The organism is Synechococcus sp. R55.8 (assembly GCF_047461895.1).
In the GTDB taxonomy this organism is placed as follows: Bacteria; Cyanobacteriota; Cyanobacteriia; order Thermostichales; family Thermostichaceae; genus Thermostichus.
On record NZ_JANSIB010000012.1, the window covers coordinates 1 to 19,458 of the forward strand.

The following is a 19,458-nucleotide window of genomic DNA, read 5'->3' on the forward strand; positions in this document are numbered from 1 at the left end:
TCTCCCGCAGACGAAACGCCGCTTGCCGCATTCGCCTACGCTTGGGCCTCGGCGCCTTACTCAGCCTGGACTGCAGATCGTCTAGGTGGTAGCACAGCCGAACGATCCTGCCAAAGTCTCCCTTGGCGATATCTACAAAGCCCGCTCCATCAAACCCTGTAAGGAAGCTTCTTACTCCAGGATCAAGTGCGATCACCCCCTTTGCTAACGAACACTGCTCGTTCACGGGCTCAGGAAAGATGGCATACCATCTGTCTTTCACCCGCATTAGCTCAGTTCCACGTGCCCATTCTCTGGGCATCTCCTCGGATGCACGAAACGCCAAACCTCGGGTGAGTTTCGGGTACCACGTCCCATTGCGAAAGTTGCCGGCGTTGAATTGCAGCGTATGCGACCTGTCCCGCACACTGCGAAACCTCGCGTCTTTGCTTCGGCGAAACGCCAACCACGCCTCGACGACCGCGTTCTGCTTGATGTGGCAGGGGGCGTCCTTCACCCACTCGGGCAGGTCGGAGCGCAGGATGATGTCCCGCAGCTTTCTGGCTGTTTTTGGGGCACCATGCTGACGCTGATAGGCAATCGCTTGGTTGTAGCAGTACCGGCACGCCGCTTGCCAATGCTTCCAAACCTTAGCCAGCGCTGGTTCCGGATAAATCCGTATCTTTCTCGATTGCAGCCCGGTATTTTCTGAGTCCGTAGAGCCGACTGCTGAAGCAGTGCAGGATGGTGAGGATATCCTCAACCAGTTCCTGTTGGGGAGAAAGGTGATCGTCATCGAGAACCAAGATTTCGCAGCCGTATTGACGGCAGTACCACTCAACGAACTCAAATCCAAACCGGCAGAGTCGATCCCGGTGAGCGACCACAATTGTTCCGACATCTCCCGCACGAACTCGTTCCAATAAGGCAAGGAACTTTGGTCTTTTGAAGTCGAGACCGCCGCCAACCTCTCCGACCACTTCGGCTCCAGGATAGAGGCTAACCAGCCTTGCAATCTGTCTCTCCAAGTCTGGTTTCTGCCCTCGACTGCTGACTCGGGCGTACAAAACGACTCGTTTGGTTTTTCTTGGTGATTTAATGTAGCTGTCGAGGTCATACCTTCTCGCCCTACCGGATGGTGTACGTATTGCCTTGATCCAGCCTTTCTGTTCCCATCGCCTCAAAGTGTGGAGACACACCCCAAAATAATCCGCCGCTTCTCTCGGTTTTACATACCTAGCCATACCAAGCAGCCATACTGAACATACTGTACATTATTTTCAGTATAGTCCAGCGTATCATTGACTAGAGTCATGCTCACTGTTAACGCGACTGAGTTGCAAAGGGATCCCCTCCCACATAGGTCGCCCCTATTTTGGCCTGGATCCCTCTTGGGGATGCTCTAGATCACTGCAAAGGTGCTCCGCACCGCTGACGGGATGGGAAGGGCCTGTACGGGAGCAGCTCACCGCAGTTTCTCCTCTCCAAGCCACACCCGGCGACGTCCTCTGTCCCACACCAGCAGCGCGTGGATCCCGATCCAAAGTCCTGTCCACAGCCAGTTGTGCAGCCAGATTTTGCCCAGAATGGGCAGGGTCAGGCCCTCCGTTCCCCCCAAAACCAGGCCGGCGGCCAAAATCAGCCCTTCAAAAGCCAGAAACCCCAAGATGAGCATGGCCGGGATCCAGAGATAGTTCAGCAGCAGTTGCCTTGGCCGAAGCGGCTTGGACTGAGAAAACAGAGGTCGGTAACCGCCAGCAAGAGCAATCCCCACCGTGCCGATCCCCAGCACCAACCCCCAGGCAAACGAATCGGGAGTGCGGGGATAGTTGTGCCAGGTGTAGCCAAAGATTTGGTTGGCCAGCCAAATCATCAAAGCACTAATGATTGCCCTTTGGCGGGTTAAAGTTGTGCCCGCAACAATACCAACAGTTACAAAAGGAAGGGTACATGTATAAGCAATATTGCTGAGACAGCCGACGGTGGTAAACAAGCTGGGCCAGAACCAGCCTTGGGCCAAATCTTGAGCAGCTTGTATCCAAAGTGGGGCTGGGATTAAGCGGCGAGAGCTGGGAATGGGGATAGGTTGAGCACTCGATTGCAGGCCAATCATGCTTTAATCTCCTGGAAAAAGGTGGTCTTTCAGAGGACAGCCATTAAGCAAATGCTCAAAAACAATTTGTCGAGCTACTTGGGGAGTAACCCGCTTGTACCAGGTGCAATCTCCGGAGTAAAAAACCACCGGCCCCTGTTGGCAAACTTCCAAGCAGCCTGAGGTGATAACCTGTACGTCCAGGTTGGCTTCTCGAAGAGCCGATTCCAGAGCTTCCACAACCGGTTGGTAGTTGCGGGAAGGATAACAACGGCTGGAACGACAGACGGCAAGGTAGGGACGTTTAAGAGGGTTATCCTCATAGGGGATCCGCTCTTTCCCCTGCACATAGATGGCGCGGATGCGCTCGTAAAGAGAAAGCTTTTGGTAGTCAGCTTTGCCTTCCGGCAGGTAGTCTCCCCCTGGACCCAAAAAGGGGCTGGGCAGAAAAATCTGCAGCAAAGGTTCTTCTGCTCCATTCCAGAATTGGATCCCCCACATGCGGGGCTGACCTTGGGGATTGAGGCGCCGGTAGAGAGCAGCACGGCTAACCAATCTTTTGCGGCGCAGCTCGGGTGGGGTCTTGCGATGGGGGCCGCCTTGGTGCTCCTCCAGGCACAAATGCAGGTGCCAAGTTTCGGTGGCAACGGTTAGATAGCCATCGTAGAGCACGCACAAAGCTGGAGGTTTCTTAAAAGCCAGCTCCAGCACCCCGCCTTCCGCCACATGGCCCACCTGGATCTCGGCCCAGTGCTCTTGAAACAGCTCGTAGAGCAACGGCCCCAAGCAGTCGATGTGGGCAGGGATCCCTTCATAAAGGGTTGTCCAACCCGTTAAAGAAACTTCCTGCCAAGCTTGATGGAGGGGGGTTATCCAGGGGGTAAAAGTGGCCATGAGAAAGCTCCTCAGTGCAGTGGTGGAATACGAGCAATCACCCCTTTTTTGAGAGGGCGCTCGGCCCAGGGTAGGATCCCATCCAACTTGGTTAGGTAGAGCTCTGCTGTCTGCAGAATGAGATCCACATCTTTTGGATCCAGATCTCCAAAAACATAGGTCATCTTTTGAGGTGCTGCCAACGCAACAACGCAAGCATGGCTGCAGGCGCTCATACAGGCAACCGGCTTCAGGGTCAGTTGAGGATTGAGGGTTTGAGATTGCAGGGCAGACAGCAGCATTTCTCCCTTGCTAATCCCTTCTTTTTGGCCGTTAACCCACCGAGATCCGCAGGTGATGCAAACCCAGAGATAATGACCGCTGGGTTGCTGAGCAGCGCTGCCAGCTTGAACTGGCAACTGGGAAGTTGATTGAGACACAGAGCTACTTGATACCGGCATAACTTGCAATCCAGACTTGACTGTAAAGGGCGCGATGAAGAAGGGGAAATGATCTCAATATCTAAGCGAGTGGTCAAGCAGTGAGCGAAATGGCTAAGCCTTTAAAATTGGCCTCTCAGATTGAGCCGAACGGTGCGACCCACTCCTGGGTAGCCGGGGAAAACCTCATATTGCTCATCCAGCAGGTTATCAACCCCCACTTCTAGAGCGAGATTTTCTGCTACTGGGATCCCTCCCCGCAGAGCCAGGTTGGTGTAGCCGGGCAGAGATTGGGTATTGGCGTTGTTGGTAAAGAAAGTGCCAATGTGATGCAGGAAAACTGAGGCATACCGATCCTCTGCATCGCGGTAGCTCAGGCCCAGGTTGAAGCTGTCTGCTCCCACGAAGGCTAGCTGTTTGCCAACCGCTTTGGGATCCAGCGCCGAGCGGATGATGGGATCGTTCAGGGTGTAGTTGGCAAAAAGAGTCCAGTTTTCCCCCAGCCGCAAATCCAGGGCTGCTTCTATGCCTGTGTATTCCACGAGCTCAATGTTTTCGTAGGTTCCCCTGCGCGGGCCAGTGCTGACAAAGGTAATGCCATCGCGGATGCGGTTATGGGCAAAGGTCAAGCGCAGTAGGCCAAAATCTCCCAGAGCCTGATCCAGGCCAATGTCAAAACTCTCTCCCCGCTCCGGTCGCAAATTGGGGTTTCCATCTACCTCAAAAAAGCCCCGCAAACGAAAGAATAAGTTTGAGATCAAGGGAGTGCGAAAGCTGCCGGCATAATTGGCCCTCAGGGTGGTGCCTTCTGCCAAAACCCAGCGGATCCCTGCGGCAGGAGAGGTGGCCGAACCGTTGACCAGATTGCTCGAATCTTGGCGAACACCTAAGTTGAGATAAAAGTTGGGCTGTGGCTTGTAATCCAGGCGGGCAAAGAGGGCCCCTTGGTTCACGGTATTGTCGTAGTTGACATTGGTGGATCCCCTGGCAAAGGAGAAGGTGGTGTTGCGAGCTGAAATGGATCGGTAGTCTGCTCCTAGAGTAAGCTCCAGGTTTTCAGCAGCCTTCCAGGTGTATTGCAGTTGGGATCCCCACCCCGTTCGCAGGATCTCATCCCGGGATCCCTGGCTTTGTGGGGCGCTGAAGCGATAGTTGAGGTCGTCAAAAAATACCCTGGCTTGCAGGGATCCCCTCTCTTGATCCCACAGCCAACTGAGATCTAACAGCAGGTCGTTGGTGTTTTGCCCTGCATCGGGGGAGGGAAACTCGGTGCTGCCGGGCACCTGAAACGCTTTATTGAGATAAAGGGCATTTCCTGTTAGGACCTGGCCTTCTGCCAGTTGCCAGGTGAGTTTGGCTTGTAGGTTGTGGTACTCCACTGCCGAGTTCTCCCGCCTGCCGGCTTTGCCCAAACGCCTAATTTCAAAAGGAAAGTCGTTGTTGCTCTGCAGACGGCGATAGCTGACCACCCAGCCCAGATCCTGCGCTTGGCCGCGGTTTTGGATCCCTTGCTCGTTGAGGCCGTAGCTGCCGATAGCCGCTTCCAGCACGGTCTCGGATCTCGGCTTTGGATCCAGCGTCACGATGTTGATGACCCCGCCAACGGCATCGGAGCCGTATAAGGTGGAGCCCCCACCTGGAGAGATCTCAATACGCTCGACCACATCTGTAGTGATCTGAGACAGATCGAACCCGCCAAAAAAGCCCAGGTCGTTAATGGGGCGGCCATCCAAGAGCACCAACACCTGGGCCGTTCGTCCTCCCCGCATAAACTGGGAGCTAAGGGCTCCCAACTGGGTTCCCGCCGTGCCGTCGCTGAGGATCCCGGGCAGGTAGCGCAGGGCCTCCTGAACCGTTCTTGCCCCTTGCTCTCGAATTTGCTGGCGGGTAATGACGTAAACCGGGCGGGAAGAATCCCGCAGCAAGCCGGGGCGACGAAAAGGCGTGGTGACGGGTTGATTTAAAATCTCGGCGCTAACGCCGGTTTCCAAAACCTCTTGAGCTGAGGGCGGGGAAGCTGCCGGCTGCGCCCACGCTGGGATCCCCAAAACAAAGCCCCCCAGCGCCAGGCTGAGACCTAGAATGGGATTCATTTTCCTAAAGCTCCTGATTCCGTGCGACGCGGAAGAAATGCGAGCCAAAACCGCAGGCGGGCATCCTGACTGAGGGCATAGGTCTAGCCTAAGCCCATCACAGTTGCGGCACAGCGCCGGATTTGCACCGGACTTTCCCCTTTACATGCCCTGGCTGATCCCCAGGACAACCTGTCGGTACAGCTTTCTCTGCGATTGCTCCGAAAAAGCCGTGCTAGGCATCATACATCCCCTGCTCTGGAGTTCCTATCCTGCCAGGGGGGATGTCATCCCCAGGGGTGAACGGGATCCCAACGGCAATCCCAGGGCTTCGGATGGGCCACATCCCACCAACTTAGAAAACCTGGGCCAGACTTCTTCTTTGCTTTGTAAGCAGTTAAAGAGTAGCCCACTACTATTCCAGATCCTGAGGCCCAAGGATCCCTTGACTTTTGAAGAATTTGAAGAATAGGGAGGATAGAGATACGCTGAGATCTTGCAAAATCCACAGCCTTTGGGAGAGTAAGAGGGGAGCAGTGGCTTGGCTGCTGTCCACGGGATTCATTGGACTAGTACCCAACCGGATAGAAAAGAGGGGCTTTTTCGATTTCTGGCAAAGCCGTTGCCTGGTGGGCTGGATCCGGCTCAACTTGGCTGGGAGAGGCAATCGGCACCTCGATCATCCGATCCGGTACCAGCGGCACCATTTCGGAGCGGTCGGCAATTTCCCGGAGAGAATTGGCAATGGATTCTTGAGTCAGCAGAAACTGTCGTTCGTTGCGCTGCATCTGCTGCCACACCTGGTAACGCTGGCTCCACCGGCTTTGGGTATGCACAGTCCAACTGTAAAGGCTCAACACTGAAACGCCGGAGAGGATAGCCATCCCTGTGGAGATTTGCTTCCACCAGGCTAGGTGTTCTGCCCAAGCAAGATGCTGGCTGCGAGGATGGGCTGATTTCAACTTCAAATCCAAAGGTTGGGTGCGGCTGGCTTGAACTGTACCGGAGAGGGGTCGGCTCAGAGCAGAAGGCTGTCTGTGGCGACGAGGGCTCTTGGGACGATCAAGACCTGCGTTCAAAGGCTGGCTAACCATAGGGCTTAACCTCACACACACCAAGGGATCCGACGGTGCAGGACTGCCGGTTCCGCTTCACCCTAGTTCCCCGCGCCCCCCAACAGCAACCCCCTTCTCCCGATTCCCGGCCTCAGCAGGACAGCTGTCCGCTTCACGGTAGCCGATCTCTTGAGAGCGGGAGAACCAACCTAAACCTACATCTGACTGCTGCGGGCAGCCACTCGCAGTTTGGCAGAGCGGGCCCGTGGATTGCGTTGCCGTTCCAGTTCGGAAGGGGACAAGGGCTTGGGGGTGAGCACCTGCCAACGGGGATCCCTGCGGAAGGCCCATTTCACCAAGCGATCTTCAAGGCTATGGAAGCTGATTACGGCCAACCTGCCGCCGGGTTTCAACCAAGTGGGGGCTTGGGCCAGCAAGGTTTCTAAAGCCTCCAGTTCTCGGTTCACGGCAATGCGCAACGCCTGAAAGACCCGAGTGGCCGGGTGAATGCGGCCTCGCCGAGCTGCCGGAGGTACCGCCTGCCAAACCACCTGGGCCAACTGGGTAGTTGTGGCGAGGGGACGAGCCTGCTCGATGTGATGGGCAATGCGGCGGGCAAATCGCTCTTCGCCGTAACGGGCGAAAATCTCGATCAACTCTTCGACCGGGCGATGATTAACCCAATCGGCAGCGGTTTCCTGAGCGGCACTGGGATCCATGCGCATATCCAGCGGCCCCTCTCCGCGAAAGCTAAATCCCCGCTCAGGACAGTCCAGTTGCGGCGAACTCACCCCCAAGTCGGCCACGATGCCATCGAAGGGGATCCCCTGCCCCTGCTCATCCCGAAAGCCGTGCTGCTGCAGATCGAAATCGGCAAAATTGAGGTGCCACAGTTGGATGCGGCTGCCGGGGATCCCTTCTGCTGCAAAACGCGCTTGCGCCGCCTGCAGAGCCGCCGGATCCCGATCCAACCCCACCACTCGGGCAGCTCCCCCCCGCAGCAGCGCCAAGCTGTGCCCACCCCCTCCCAACGTCGCATCCAAAAAAATACCGCCCCCCTGGGGTTGCAGGTAGGCCATCACCTCCTCGGTCAAAACGGAATCGTGTTGATACACCTTGCCAAGCACGGTCTGCGGGGGTTCTATTTCTGCTGCTACAAAGTTCAGTATCTGCAAAAAAAAAAGGCCGAGGCCAGGCCCCGACCGAGGAATCCATGTTGTTAAGGTGATCCTCTGAGAAAAGAGGGGTGGCCGTCAAAAGACAGGCTGTCTTGGGATCCCCGGCAAAATCTCTGGGGCGCGAGTCCCGCTCTGAGTATGATGAGACTGCTGCCGCTTTTGCCAAGTCTGCCGTCAGGGTTGCTGTGTTGACTCACTCTTCTTCTACCGATATCCTCACTCTCTCGTCGGCCAAGGGCCTGCGCGGCCAAGTGAGCATCCCCGGCGACAAATCCATTTCCCACCGCGCCCTGATGCTGGGATCCCTGGCCGAAGGAGAAACCACCATCCAAGGGCTGTTGCTGGGAGAGGATCCCCGCAGTACGGCAGCCTGTTTTCGGGCGCTGGGGGCAGATATTTCGGAGCTCAACAGCGAGTGTGTTCGCATTCGGGGAGTTGGCCTGGGCCAGCTGCAAGAACCGGCAGACGTGTTGGATGCCGGCAACTCCGGCACCACCCTGCGACTGATGCTGGGGATCCTGGCTGGCCAGGCCGGGCGCTTTTTTGCCGTCACCGGCGATCGCTCCCTGCGCTCGCGGCCCATGGGGCGGGTGGTAGAACCGCTGCGGCAGATGGGGGCCAGCATTTGGGGACGGGCCGGTGGAACCTTGGCACCTTTGGCCGTACAAGGGGGATCCCTGAAGGGCATTCACTACCGCTCCCCGGTGGCTTCAGCGCAGGTAAAATCCTGCCTCTTGCTGGCGGGCCTGCTGGCAGAAGGCACCACCCAAGTCACCGAGCCGGCTCTCTCTCGGGATCACTCGGAACGGATGTTGCGGGCCTTCGGGGCCAACATTCAGGTGGATCCGGAAACAAAAACCGTGGCCGTGGTGGGGGGATCCCGCCTGGTGGGCCAGAGAGTTCAGGTGCCGGGGGATATCAGCTCGGCAGCCTTTTGGCTGGTGGCCGCCTCCATTGTGCCCGAGAGCGAATTGCTGCTAAGGGATGTGGGCCTCAACCCCACCCGTACCGGTGCGCTGCAGGTGTTGCAGGAGATGGGGGCCGATATTCAAATTGAAAACTGCCGGGAAATGGCCGGCGAGCCCCTGGGAGATCTGCGGGTGCGTTCGGCCCGCTTGCGCGGCTGCACCATCGCCGGCGATCTCATCCCCACCTTGATCGACGAGATCCCGGTTTTGGCGGTGGCGGCTGCCTTTGCCGAGGGGATCACCGTGATTCGCGATGCCGCAGAGCTGCGGGTCAAAGAAAGCGACCGTCTGGCTGCCATAGCCCAAGAGCTGAGCCGCATGGGAGCCCAGGTCACTGAATATCCCAATGGCCTGGAAATCAAGGGAGGGATCCCTCTTCACGGGGCCGAGGTCGACAGCCACGAGGATCACCGCATCGCCATGAGCCTGATGGTGGCAGCTCTAGGAGCGCAGGGATCCACCCTCCTCAGGGGAGCCGACTGTGCCCGCATCTCCTACCCCGACTTCATTCCCACCCTGCAACGATTGACTGCTTCCCCCCTGGAGTCTTGAGAGGGCCCATCTTTAACTTTGCCGCCTCTGCTCCTATGTCGACCTGCCCCAGCCCGCCCGGCCCTATCGCCATCGAACATCTCTGCTTCCGGGTTCCTCCCGGTGGGCAAGCAGCCTTTCTTGAGCAAGACGAGCGGGTTTGGGGATCCGCCCTGCGTCGGCATCCGGGTTTTCTGGGCAAAGAAGTTTGGCTGGATCAAGAGGATCCCGAACTTGTCCACCTCATCCTCCGCTGGGCCAGCCGCGCTGATTGGAAAGTCTTTTCCCCCGAGCAAGTGGAGGCATTGGATCGGCAAATGCGGCCTTTTTATGTGCGCTTGGAACAGGCCAAAGAATACCAGCTCTGGCAGCCCGGCCCTTCTGCAGGGACAGGAAAGCAGGATTAAGGGATCCCTTCAGTCTCAAAACCTACCTCAGAGCCCACCGAGTCAGCCCTGGGGGATCCTGCCACCCGCTCCTGCTCCACCAGCTCCCGCAAACTGGGCATGGTCACGGCCAAAGCTCCTTCTCGCCGCTGCAGCCCCGCTTCAAAACTCTCAGGGGTGACAATGCCGCCGGAAATGAGCATCTTAAAAGCATCTTCCACCGGCATGAACACTTCCACCACCTGGTCTTCCGGCACAATGGCGTACCAGCCCGTCGTTGGATTGGGGGTGGTGGGCACAAACAGGCCAAGGGAGCGCTGCGGCCCATCGGGCCGAATGGGAGTTTGAATGGTGCCCGTCACAAAGGCCAGCGCCCAAGCTCCTGGTCGGGGATATTCCACCAGCACCACCCGCCGAAAGCGCTGATTGTTGGGGGCAAACAAAACACTGACCAATTGCTTCAAGGTCTTGTACACCAGCCCCGCCACCGGAATCGCATGGAGCAACTGTTCGCTGAGATTGAGCAGCCACTGGCCGACAATGTTGCGGGCCATGAAGCCAATCAACAGGATGAGCACAATCGGCGTCAACAGGCCCACCGCCAGATCGATGAGGTTGATCAAGATCGGGTGCAAACCCTGGATGGGATTGAACTGCTTCGGAATGCTGGTCAGAAAGCCAATGCTCCAGGTGGCCACCTCCACCGTCAGCCAAATGGTAGTTGCCAGAGGGATCACCACCAGCAACCCCGCCACGAAGTAGTTCTTAAGATGCTGTTTCCATTGTGAAACCATGGTGAGGTCGTCCCGTCGAGTCAACCGAGTGGATGCATCGAACCCTTGCAAGTGGAGCTTGCAGATGGCAATCATGATACCTGCCTTCTGCGTTGCCCTCATGGGGGGCAGCCGCAACTTGCTCGAAAAAGAAACCGGGCTGCCAAAAAGCGCAGAGCCCCAAACTTTCATCAGGCCGATAATGCTATCTTAGGTCGATATAAAATTTTGTAAAGGCAGGGATCCCGTCCCGAGGCGTTGTGGCCAAGCCCCTGGATGGTTTGTGTTTCTGCTGGGTGTTGCGTGGGAGGCCCTATGTCAGAGTCAGATTGGCTAGAGCATACCTGTCAGGTGGAGGTGCCTGTTCCCATTGAGCAGGTATGGGATTTGTGGGCCAACCTCACCCTCATGCCCCGTTGGATGAAGTGGATCCGCTCGGTGGAATTGCTGGATCAGGAGCTGTCCCGGTGGACACTGGACACCCGCGGCCTCACCTTCAGTTGGATCTCCCGCACCCATACGGTGGTGAAACACCAACACATCGGCTGGAGTTCGGTGGAGGGGCTGCCCAATCGGGGCGCGCTGCGCTTTTACGACCGCAAAGGCAGTACTATTGTGAAGCTGTCGGTGGCCTACAAGCTCCCGGGGATCCTCGGCAAAATCTTGGATGGCCTGTTTGTGGGCAAAGTGGTGGAGAGCACCATCCAGGCAGATCTGGAGCGCTTCAAAGCCTATGCCCTAGAGCAGGCGGGGCCAGCCGCCGACAATGCCTCGGCCAGCTAGTCTCCGTTCGTCAGGCCCAAGTGTTTCGCCGACCTTCCCCATTGTCAACCCTCGCCACTGCAAAGGCCGCTTCATGTCAGATCCCTCTCCTGAGCCTGTTATCGCGCCCTCTCATCAGCCGGTGGACAACCGCAACATTCGCTTCTCTCTGGAGCGGGGCGAGCTGGATCTGGATCAACTTCTCCTGCTGTTGAACCGCAATGCCTTTTGGGCGCAGAATCGCCAGCGGCAGGAGATGGAGCGGGCCGTTGCCCACAGCCATCCGGTGGTCAGCGCCTGGGATGGGGAGCGCCTGATTGGCTTTGGCCGCGCCACTTCCGATGGGGTTTACCGAGCCGTCCTCTGGGATATCGTGGTTGATCACGATTACCGACGTCAGGGCATTGGCCGCAAGTTGGTGGAAACCCTGATCAGCCATCCCCACCTGCAGTCGGTGGAGCGCATCTACCTGTTCACAACCCATCAGCGTGGCTTTTACGAGCGAATCGGCTTTGTGGAAAATCCCAGCACCACCTTGGTTTTACACGGGCGCCCTCTGGAGTTTTTAGTCCCGGCTGCCGAGCAGGAGCAGGCTTGACCGACAGGGATCCTGGGTGAGTGTATCTTGAACAACAGTGGGTTGGCTCTGCCTTGGGAGGAGGACGCGCTAGCCTGAAAAGCAAAAAGGGTGAGAGGGTGTACTCATGGCCAATCGCCTCGCCACAAGTTCCAGCCTTTATTTGCGCAAGCACGCCGAGAACCCGGTGGACTGGTGGCCTTGGATCCCAGAAGCTCTGGAGAAAGCGCGGGCCGAGGATAGGCCGATTTTCCTATCCATCGGCTATTCCAGTTGCCACTGGTGTACGGTCATGGAGGGCGAGGCCTTCTCCAACCCTGAAATTGCCGCCTTTTTGAATGCCCATTTTTTGCCCATCAAGGTGGATCGCGAGGAGCGGCCGGATCTCGACAGCATCTACATGCAGGCGTTGCAGCTCATGAGCGGGCAGGGGGGGTGGCCCCTCAATGTTTTCCTCACGCCCGATGACCTGGTGCCCTTTTACGCCGGCACCTATTTTCCCGTAGAGCCCCGCTTTGGCCGCCCGGGGTTTCTTGCCTTGCTGCAGCGCATCCTGCAGTTTTACCGGCAGGAAAAGGAAAAAATAGAGGAGATGAAAGGCCAGATTTTGACGGCTCTGACCACCCTCAGCGACTTAGTGCCGGAAGACCACATTCCCGCCGACCTGCTGCGCTCTGGGATCCCCAAGATCCAGCCTTTGCTCGCCAATGCCGGGGCGGTGCAGCAATTTCCCATGATGCCCTACGCTCAGTTGGTATTGCGTTCGGCCCGCTTCGACCCACCAGAAGGGATCCCCGGCTCGCAGAGCGCTCTGGAACGGGCCAAAGAGCGAGGCATGGCCTTGGTGCTGGGAGGGATCTTTGACCATGTGGCCGGCGGCTTTCACCGCTACACTGTGGATCCCACCTGGACGGTGCCCCACTTTGAAAAGATGCTCTACGACAACGGGCAGATCCTGGAGTTTCTCTCCGATCTCTGGGCCCATGGGATCCAAGATCCGGCCATTGAGCGGGCGGTGCGGCTGACGGTGGAGTGGGTGGCGCGGGAGATGACCGCCCCTGCCGGATACTTCTACGCCGCTCAAGATGCCGACAGCTTTGCCCGGGCAGAAGATCGAGAGCCAGAGGAGGGAGAGTTCTACGTCTGGCGCTGGCAGGAGCTGCAGGATCTCTTGGGGGAAGAAACCTTCCGCGCCTTGCAGCAGGCGTTTGACCTATCGCCGGGGGGCAATTTCCCTGATCGGCCCGGCTGCATCGTCTTGCAGCGCAAACAGGGGGGGACGTTGCCGCCAGAAGTTGAAGCCGCCTTGACCACCCATCTGTTTCAGGCACGCTATGGCTCTGCGGAGCGACGAGTTCCCTTCCCTCCGGCAGTGGATGCCCAATCGGCCCGTCTGCAATCCTGGCCAGGGCGAATCCCACCTGTCACCGACACCAAGATGATCGTCTCTTGGAACGCCTTGATGATCTCCGGCCTGGCGCGGGCCTATCAAGTGTTCGGCAACGCAGACTATCTGCAATTCGCTCTGCGGGCTGCCCAATTCATCCTCAGCCAGCAGCGCCACCCTGAGACCGGATCCCTGTTGCGCCTGAACTACGATGGCACAGCTCAGGTGCCCGCCAAATCGGAAGATTACGCCCTGCTGATCAAGGCCCTGTTGGACTTGCAGCAAGCCTGCCTGCCTCTGGTGGGGGATCCCACCCCTCAAGACTGGTTACAGGCTGCCCTCCAGCTCCAGCAGGAGATGGATACGCAACTGTGGGATCCGGCCAGGGGGGGATACTTTGTCAGCGATGCCCAGAGTGCCCCTGAGCTGTTGGTGCGAGAGAAGGAGTTCCAGGACAACGCTACCCCTGCAGCCAATGGGGTGGCCATTGCCAACCTGGTGCGCCTTGCCGCCCTCACTGGAGATCTGGACTACCTGGAGCGGGCAGAGCAGGCCTTGAAAACCTTTGCCCACATCATGAGCACCCAGCCGCGCACCTGCCCCAGCCTTTTTGCCGGACTGGATTGGTATAGCAATTGGGTGAAAGTCACCCTGGAGGCCGATTCCATTCCCGCCTTTCAGCAACGATCTTGGCCCACCACCGTCTTTGCTCTCCCCACCGAAGCCGAACCTCTGCCGGAAGGAGCTCTAGGGCTGGTGTGCTGGGGCAACAAATGCCTGGCCCCTGCCAGTTCTCTCGAGCAAATCCAGTCGCAAATCGGCAAAGGCCAAAATCGAGCTTACTGACCTTTGCCCAACTTTTGCTCAGGGCAGCAGGGATCCCTTTGCCAAGGTTACTGCTGGGGCTCCGCAGGCTTTTCCACCCCAAAAAACTCAATGCGGTAACTTTGGATGCGGGTGCCCGTTTGTTGCTCCACTTGGGCCAGCAGTTCAGGCGGCAGCTCCACGTCCACATCCAAGATGCGGTTGCTATCCAGACAGTTCACGTGGCTGTGGGGATGGGTGCGGTTGCCGTAGCGGCGCCCATCGGCACGATCCAAGCACTCGACAATGTTGTGGCTGGCCAAAGCTTCCAGGTTTTGATAAACGGACGTGTGGCCAATCGGTTTGCCCTGCTGATTTAGGCGATCGTAAATCTCGCGGGCGGAGAGGTGCTCGCCACACTGCCACAGCAGCTCCAGGATATAACGGCGCTGTCGGCTCAAACGCAGATTGCACTCCCGGCACCGTTCCAAAGCAGCTTCCAAAGAATCCAAGGGGCGAGGCATGGAAAACCTCAAGTCATACCGAGTCTGAGATAGGTAGTTGCTCATCTCTACCAAGGTAGCATTTGTGCGTCAACAGTTGTTCAAAAAACACCCCGAACTCTACAAGAGCTGCCGCGCATAGCCATCTTCGAGCCGAGTCCAGGCCGTGCGCAGATGGAAGAGCCCAACATCAGCCTTTTGATTTTCTACAATACCGCTGGAGTGTTGGGGGCAAAGATCATGCAGCGGCGCAAGGTAATTCTGGGTTTGTTGGGGTTGGCCAGCAGCAGTGGATTGGCAGGAGCCTATTGGGCCAGTCGGCAGCAGCCCTCTCATCTAGCCCCAGGGATGGGATCCCCTAGAGCCGCTCTCCCCTCTCCTACCCCCCAGCCCACCCCCACCGTCGTCCCCCATCCAGATGCCCCCCATGGCCTCTACATCCCCCCCCGCCGAGATCTGCGCCTCTTGGTCATCAGTGACATGAACGGCATCTACGGCTCGGTGGAATACGACCCAGAGGTGGATCGGGGCATCGGCCTCATCCCCTATCTTCAGCCGGATATTGTTTTGGGAGGAGGAGATATGGTGGCCGGTCAGGATCCCCGCCTGTCGGAGGAGCGCATTCGCGCCATGTGGGCAGCCTTCGACCGGCATGTGGCTGGCCCAATCCGTGCGGCCAAACTTCCCTACGGCTTTACCTTGGGCAATCACGATGCTTCCTGTGCCCGCACCACGCGGGGCGGCTTTCTCTTTCAAAAAGAACGGGATCTGGCCCGCGAGTTTTGGAACGATCCGGCCCACGACCCAGGTTTGAACTTTGTGGATCGGGGGGACTTTCCCTTCTACTACACCTTTGAAAAAGACGATGTGTTTTACCTAGTCTGGGATGCCACCTGCAATTACATCCCGCCCGAACAAATGGCCTGGGCGGAAGCGGCTCTGGCCAGCGAACGGGCTCAGAAGGCCAAGTTGCGCATTGTCATCGGCCATCTGCCCCTCTACGCCATCACCGTCGGGCGCGACGATCCGGGAGAAGTGCTGCTGGAGGCGGATGCCAAACGGGCTCTGCTGGAGAAGTACCGCGTCCACACCTACATCAGCGGCCACGACCACGGCTACTACCCTGGCCACAAAGGGCAACTGCAACTGCTTCACTGCGGCATTCTCGGCTCTGGCCCTCGTCCCCTCTTGGGCAGCCCTCTGCCCCCCCGCAAGACCCTCACCCTTATCGACGTGGATTTCGAGAGCCCAGATGTTACCTATTACACTACCTATCACATGCGGGATCTGAGCGTGATCGACCAAGCAGAGCTGCCCCGTTTCATCACTGGGCACAATGGCTTGGTGCTGCGCCGCGACGTCAATTGGGACAACCTCACCCCCCAAGAAATCGCCACCTGCCAAGCTCGTATTGGATCCCTGTGTCGGGATTAACGTCTCCGTCTTGGCAAAAGATTGATGAGCCGTTTGTAGATGCTCTCGCGAGGGTTCTGCACACTTCGCGAGCAGCCCAGGCTTTTCAACAGATGATTCAAAGCAGCTTTTTCCAGCAACACCAGCCATAGCCGGTGCAACTGTGTCTCTCGCATAACGGATCCCAGTGATTGATTTCAGCGAAACTGTAGAGAGCTTGTGAAGGCAGCAACAAGAAACGTTAAAGAGAACACAAAGTTGGCAACGGAATGTTGGCAGTGTTATCTTCAAGCGCGGTTGACCTACCGTCGCTGAGCCGGTTGACTGTTGCGCCTTTTCCCTGCCGTCCAACTGATCGACAACTGGAGCGCAAAACTCCTGCTACCCTGGTTGAATGATGGTTTCGTTCCTGGTTGAGGTAGAGGGGAATTTGACAGATGAGCAGGTGCGGGAGGGATTCCACGCCCTCTCTGACCCGATTCGCCTGCGCGTGCTGCAACTGCTGCAGGGGCGTGAGTTGTGTGTTTGTGATCTCTGCGAGGAGCTGAAGGTGAGCCAATCCAAGCTCTCGTTTCACCTAAAAACCCTGCGGGATGCGAAATTGGTCAATGCTCGCCAGCAGGGGCGCTGGATTTACTACAGCCTCAACCCACCCGGTTTTCAGCTCCTGCAGCATTTTTTGGATAGATTGGGGCAAGCTGGCCCTGTCAAGGCCGCAGTTCCCTGTGTGGAAGACCTCTAAGGCGCGCAGGGATCCCAAAATGTCCCTAGAAAAACTGTCGGATCCCGCCCTTGTACATTCCGAAGACGGGCTTGCTGCAACACAAGAAATTACAGATGTGAATGGTGTTCCCTGCTGGCAACCCCAGGGATCCCGGCGGGTCAACTCGGAGAAAATGAGGATCCCATCTCCTAAAATCCATCAAAGTTCCCTGACACCAGCTCCCCTGTTGCTTAGTTAGGATTGATACAAGAGAGGTGGGAACAACATGATACGTGAACAGCGAGAAGAGTTGGAACGCATCCACCGAGCACACCTGTGGAATCGCCTCAAGGAGCGGGTGAAACGCGCCCAGTTGAATCCATCTCTGCTGGCTTTGCTGGCACGAGAGGCTTTTGAGTTGGGCTTCCCCCTTCCCTCTTTATCTGACCAACCCCAGGTCAATTCCCCTGCTGAGCAGCCCCAAGATGGAAGTCATCATCGCCGCACAAGGCCTCCGGCCCGCTGGCGCGAACGGTGAGTCCACCCTCTCTTCTGGCCGAGAAAGCGGGCAGCCACGATCATAGGAGAATTTCTCTCCAGAGACTCTCAAAGCAGCTAGTCTAGGCAATGATTTTGAATAAATCAGAGCCCATGATGAACACCGCCGAAGCCCTTCAGATTCTCAACCTTCCGCCGGACGCAACCGAGCGGCAGATCCGGGGGCGACTGTTTCAGGAATACCAAACCCTCAGTACTGCCCTCGCAGAACTGGAGGACGAGCGACAAAGACCCTTGCTAGAGGCGCAACTGGCGCGGCTGAATGAGGCGCGGGATGTATTGCTTAGCGGGGGATCCCAGGCTGAGAAGGGTTTGTCTTGGGTCAGCCCAGAGGACTTGCCCCCCCAGGTGATTGTGCTGCTTTACCAAGCCAATGGGCAGGAGGGAATCTGCACGCGCCAGGTTGGGGGTCAAGATATCGTCATTGCTTTCGAGAGCTCGTTTGCGGCAAGAAAATATGCGCAGCGGTTGGCTCAACAGGGACTGCCCAAGCCCGTGGCAGAACGCTTTGACACGCAGGAGATCGTCGATTTTTGCCGCAGCGGAGGGTATGGGTTGATGGTGGTTCCGGCCAGCGAAACGCTGGAGCCCCTACAAGAAAGCACGGAAGCTGCCCGTGATTGGCAGGGCAGGTCTTGATGCCGTTTGGCCTCGATCCACTTGCGTTAAGGGTGCCCTCGATGATTAGTGTGGAACCGATCTCTGTGGACGAGTTTCGCCAGCTCATGGCCGCCGATCTGGACGCTTGCTGCGAGGCCTTTGATTTGCGGGCGGAGTACCTGCGTCTGCAGCAACAGCGGCTACGCTCCTGGGGCATACTGGCCTTTGGTTTGATAGCAATAGCCTTGGTCATCTTCTTGGGGATGCGGGATCCCGGCTCTTGGGTGTCCTATACCGCGGCTGCCGGGATCCTACTGCTGCTCCTGTTGGGGATCCTGAGAGTCAGCCTGCGCTTGGGAAAAAGCCTGCATCGCATCCGGCAGCGTTGGCAGGAGGCCCATCTGCTCAACAGCACCCCCGAGGTGATGAAGTTTGCCACCGATCTGGCCCGCAAAGTAAAAGACTACAACCACTGGGTCAACGAGCTCCAACAATCCCTGCAGGGGGGGCAGCATTGGCGAGATTTTCGGCAACTCAGTGAGGCTGAGCAAAAGTACATCCAATCGCTGTTTTTACAAGTGCGGGCCCAACTGGTGATGGCCCTACAGGTGTGCCGAGCTTTAGTCGAGGATCCACAAGCCTCTGTGGCTCAGTATCTCAACCAAATGGTTGCCCGGGATCAGCAACTGCTGGAGCAGTTTACCGCCAAAAACCTGACCGCCAACCGCTACGTGACCTTGGCTCGCCAGCTATCTGTGCTGGAGGAAGATTTGCAAGCCCAGCTCAGAGCCTTGGGATCCCGATGATACCCTGTTGGAGGTGTCCAGCAGCGTACTCATGGGCAGTAGAGGCACTCGAAAATTGTACGGCCTGTTGCTTGCCGGCGGGCTGGGCTTGCTGGGATGCGGGGATCCGAATGTACCCCTGACCCAACCCCCTCCCGATGCTTTTCGGGTCAGCACCCCACGGCCACCGCGCCTAGATCTGTACCCCACCCCACCACCCACGCCAACTCCTACGCCGACACCACCCCCCAGCTTGCTGGAGCTCACAGCCCGTTGGTTGGGGATCCCTTGGCCGCCCCAAGAGACCAGCCTGGTGAGATTGAGCGCCCGTTTCCTGGAGATCCCCCTACCTCCCAAGCCCCGCCGCTCCGCCAGCCCCTCACCTCAGCCTTCCCCCAGTTCGGAAAGAGAAGAGAGAAAGCAGCAAGGCCGCGAAACCTAGTCCGCACCCCTGGCCTCTGGAGATCTAGGCGCCCGCAGTCACCGGCTCCGTTTCTCGAACGCGCAGCTTTTCACAGGGGATGGTATCCGCCAGAATAGAGCTGGCCATCATACCCGTGTGAATCTCCAGTTTGGCTCCGGGCACCGCCTCAAACAGCAGCCGCTGGCCTGGAAAGACCACCCGCTCAAAGTACCAGTTTTCGATATTCGTGATGCGAACCACCTGAATAGAGCTGGTCGCATTGATGTAGCTACAGGTTATTCGCTCTGCTCGTTTTTTATCGGGGATTGCATCGAGTGTTTGCATAATTCAGATTACCAGCCCACGTTGCTCAGCCTACCATCTACCCTAACACCGTCTGGGGATCACTGCGGTAGTCTGCGATACGGCGATCCCAACTGGCAGAAATCAATCCTGGAAAAAATAACTTCTGTATTTTACCTTACTGTTTCGATTTCCAAGAGGGTTCTGCAATTCGAGGAAGATTTGAATTAGGATTTTTCCCCAATATGGGACAATTTCTCATAGAAAATCTCCACAGAGTAGTAGTCAGGATTACATTTTTCCGTTCCCTTGG

22 protein-coding genes and 1 riboswitch are annotated in these 19,458 nt (G+C 57.5%); of the genes, 11 read left to right on the forward strand and 11 right to left on the reverse strand.

Annotation, left to right across the window (positions count from 1 at the left end):
• The 8 genes from NW829_RS02270 to rsmH form a co-directional block, all read right to left on the reverse strand.
• Window positions 1-742: helix-turn-helix domain-containing protein (locus NW829_RS02270; protein ID WP_414416357.1), on the reverse strand; the 742-nt coding region annotated here is incomplete at its 3' end.
• The gene (locus NW829_RS02275) at window positions 630-1,223 is read right to left on the reverse strand and encodes an IS607 family transposase (RefSeq protein ID WP_414416344.1); all 594 of its coding nucleotides are present in this window, start codon (window positions 1,221-1,223) and stop codon (window positions 630-632) included. The genes NW829_RS02275 and NW829_RS02270, both read right to left, overlap by 113 nt.
• A gap of 221 nt (window positions 1,224-1,444) precedes the next feature.
• The gene (locus NW829_RS02280; RefSeq protein WP_238376949.1) at window positions 1,445-1,852 is read right to left on the reverse strand and encodes a hypothetical protein; all 408 of its coding nucleotides are present in this window, start codon (window positions 1,850-1,852) and stop codon (window positions 1,445-1,447) included.
• A 243-nt stretch (window positions 1,853-2,095) separates the two neighbouring features.
• The gene (locus NW829_RS02285; RefSeq protein WP_414416345.1) at window positions 2,096-2,965 is read right to left on the reverse strand and encodes a (2Fe-2S) ferredoxin domain-containing protein; all 870 of its coding nucleotides are present in this window, start codon (window positions 2,963-2,965) and stop codon (window positions 2,096-2,098) included.
• An 11-nt stretch (window positions 2,966-2,976) separates the two neighbouring features.
• Window positions 2,977-3,405, reverse strand: coding sequence for a DUF1636 domain-containing protein (locus tag NW829_RS02290; protein ID WP_414416346.1), 429 nt, complete (start codon window positions 3,403-3,405; stop codon window positions 2,977-2,979).
• Window positions 3,406-3,506: 101 nt separating this feature from the next.
• Complete coding sequence (locus NW829_RS02295) at window positions 3,507-5,477, reverse strand: TonB-dependent receptor plug domain-containing protein (RefSeq protein WP_414416347.1); 1,971 nt, start codon at window positions 5,475-5,477, stop codon at window positions 3,507-3,509.
• Window positions 5,478-5,514: 37 nt separating this feature from the next.
• A riboswitch (cobalamin riboswitch) is annotated at window positions 5,515-5,667 on the reverse strand.
• Window positions 5,668-6,025: 358 nt separating this feature from the next.
• Window positions 6,026-6,340 carry a hypothetical protein gene (locus NW829_RS02300; RefSeq protein WP_414343685.1) on the reverse strand — a complete coding sequence of 105 codons (315 nt, stop codon included), beginning with the start codon at window positions 6,338-6,340 and terminating at the stop codon, window positions 6,026-6,028.
• 386 nt (window positions 6,341-6,726) lie between these two features.
• Window positions 6,727-7,626, reverse strand: coding sequence for a 16S rRNA (cytosine(1402)-N(4))-methyltransferase RsmH (gene rsmH, locus NW829_RS02305; protein ID WP_414416348.1), 900 nt, complete (start codon window positions 7,624-7,626; stop codon window positions 6,727-6,729).
• 248 nt (window positions 7,627-7,874) lie between these two features.
• Between rsmH and aroA the strand changes: the two genes are divergently transcribed.
• Window positions 7,875-9,209: a 3-phosphoshikimate 1-carboxyvinyltransferase gene (gene aroA / locus NW829_RS02310; RefSeq protein WP_414416358.1), complete on the forward strand. Its 1,335-nt coding sequence runs from the start codon at window positions 7,875-7,877 to the stop codon at window positions 9,207-9,209.
• Window positions 9,206-9,595 (forward strand): TIGR03792 family protein, encoded by a 390-nt coding sequence (locus tag NW829_RS02315; RefSeq protein WP_414416349.1) that lies wholly within the window; start codon window positions 9,206-9,208, stop codon window positions 9,593-9,595. The genes aroA and NW829_RS02315 overlap by 4 nt, the downstream gene beginning before the upstream one ends.
• Here the strand turns inward: NW829_RS02315 and NW829_RS02320 are convergent.
• Entirely contained in the window at window positions 9,592-10,368 is a 777-nt protein-coding gene (locus NW829_RS02320) for a DUF502 domain-containing protein (protein WP_238376947.1), read from the reverse strand. The two genes, NW829_RS02315 and NW829_RS02320, sit on opposite strands and share 4 nt — an antisense overlap.
• Window positions 10,369-10,662: 294 nt before the next feature.
• Here NW829_RS02320 and NW829_RS02325 point away from each other — a divergent pair, with 294 nt between their 5' ends.
• The 3 genes from NW829_RS02325 (at window position 10,663) to NW829_RS02335 (ending at window position 13,919) form a co-directional block, all read left to right on the forward strand.
• Window positions 10,663-11,130, forward strand: a complete 468-nt coding sequence (locus tag NW829_RS02325; RefSeq protein ID WP_414329520.1) for an SRPBCC family protein — start codon at window positions 10,663-10,665, stop codon at window positions 11,128-11,130.
• Window positions 11,131-11,203: 73 nt separating this feature from the next.
• Window positions 11,204-11,707 (forward strand): GNAT family N-acetyltransferase, encoded by a 504-nt coding sequence (locus NW829_RS02330; RefSeq protein WP_414416350.1) that lies wholly within the window; start codon window positions 11,204-11,206, stop codon window positions 11,705-11,707.
• A 106-nt stretch (window positions 11,708-11,813) separates the two neighbouring features.
• Window positions 11,814-13,919 carry a thioredoxin domain-containing protein gene (locus NW829_RS02335; protein WP_414381987.1) on the forward strand — a complete coding sequence of 702 codons (2,106 nt, stop codon included), beginning with the start codon at window positions 11,814-11,816 and terminating at the stop codon, window positions 13,917-13,919.
• Window positions 13,920-13,966: 47 nt separating this feature from the next.
• Here the strand turns inward: NW829_RS02335 and NW829_RS02340 are convergent, their stop codons facing one another.
• Entirely contained in the window at window positions 13,967-14,401 is a 435-nt protein-coding gene (locus NW829_RS02340) for a Fur family transcriptional regulator (RefSeq protein ID WP_414331897.1), read from the reverse strand.
• 153 nt (window positions 14,402-14,554) lie between these two features.
• On the opposite strand from NW829_RS02340, the gene NW829_RS02345 reads away from it, so the two are divergent.
• The 6 genes from NW829_RS02345 to NW829_RS02370 all read left to right on the forward strand — a co-directional run bounded on the left by NW829_RS02345 (window position 14,555) and on the right by NW829_RS02370 (window position 18,881).
• The gene (locus NW829_RS02345) at window positions 14,555-15,814 is read left to right on the forward strand and encodes a metallophosphoesterase family protein (protein ID WP_238376945.1); all 1,260 of its coding nucleotides are present in this window, start codon (window positions 14,555-14,557) and stop codon (window positions 15,812-15,814) included.
• 376 nt (window positions 15,815-16,190) lie between these two features.
• Entirely contained in the window at window positions 16,191-16,535 is a 345-nt protein-coding gene (locus tag NW829_RS02350) for an ArsR/SmtB family transcription factor (RefSeq protein ID WP_414330075.1), read from the forward strand.
• Between the two features lie 247 nt (window positions 16,536-16,782).
• On the forward strand, window positions 16,783-17,034 hold the full coding sequence (locus NW829_RS02355; RefSeq protein ID WP_414330072.1) for a hypothetical protein: 252 nt from the start codon (window positions 16,783-16,785) through the stop codon (window positions 17,032-17,034).
• Window positions 17,035-17,147: 113 nt separating this feature from the next.
• On the forward strand, window positions 17,148-17,693 hold the full coding sequence (locus tag NW829_RS02360; RefSeq protein ID WP_414374936.1) for a DUF3110 domain-containing protein: 546 nt from the start codon (window positions 17,148-17,150) through the stop codon (window positions 17,691-17,693).
• A 41-nt stretch (window positions 17,694-17,734) separates the two neighbouring features.
• Window positions 17,735-18,460, forward strand: a complete 726-nt coding sequence (locus NW829_RS02365; protein WP_414416351.1) for a hypothetical protein — start codon at window positions 17,735-17,737, stop codon at window positions 18,458-18,460.
• Between the two features lie 31 nt (window positions 18,461-18,491).
• Window positions 18,492-18,881: a hypothetical protein gene (locus NW829_RS02370; protein WP_414357066.1), complete on the forward strand. Its 390-nt coding sequence runs from the start codon at window positions 18,492-18,494 to the stop codon at window positions 18,879-18,881.
• 24 nt (window positions 18,882-18,905) lie between these two features.
• Here the strand turns inward: NW829_RS02370 and NW829_RS02375 are convergent, their stop codons facing one another.
• Complete coding sequence (locus NW829_RS02375; RefSeq protein WP_414331305.1) at window positions 18,906-19,187, reverse strand: DUF1830 domain-containing protein; 282 nt, start codon at window positions 19,185-19,187, stop codon at window positions 18,906-18,908.
• Window positions 19,188-19,458 lie beyond the last annotated feature (271 nt).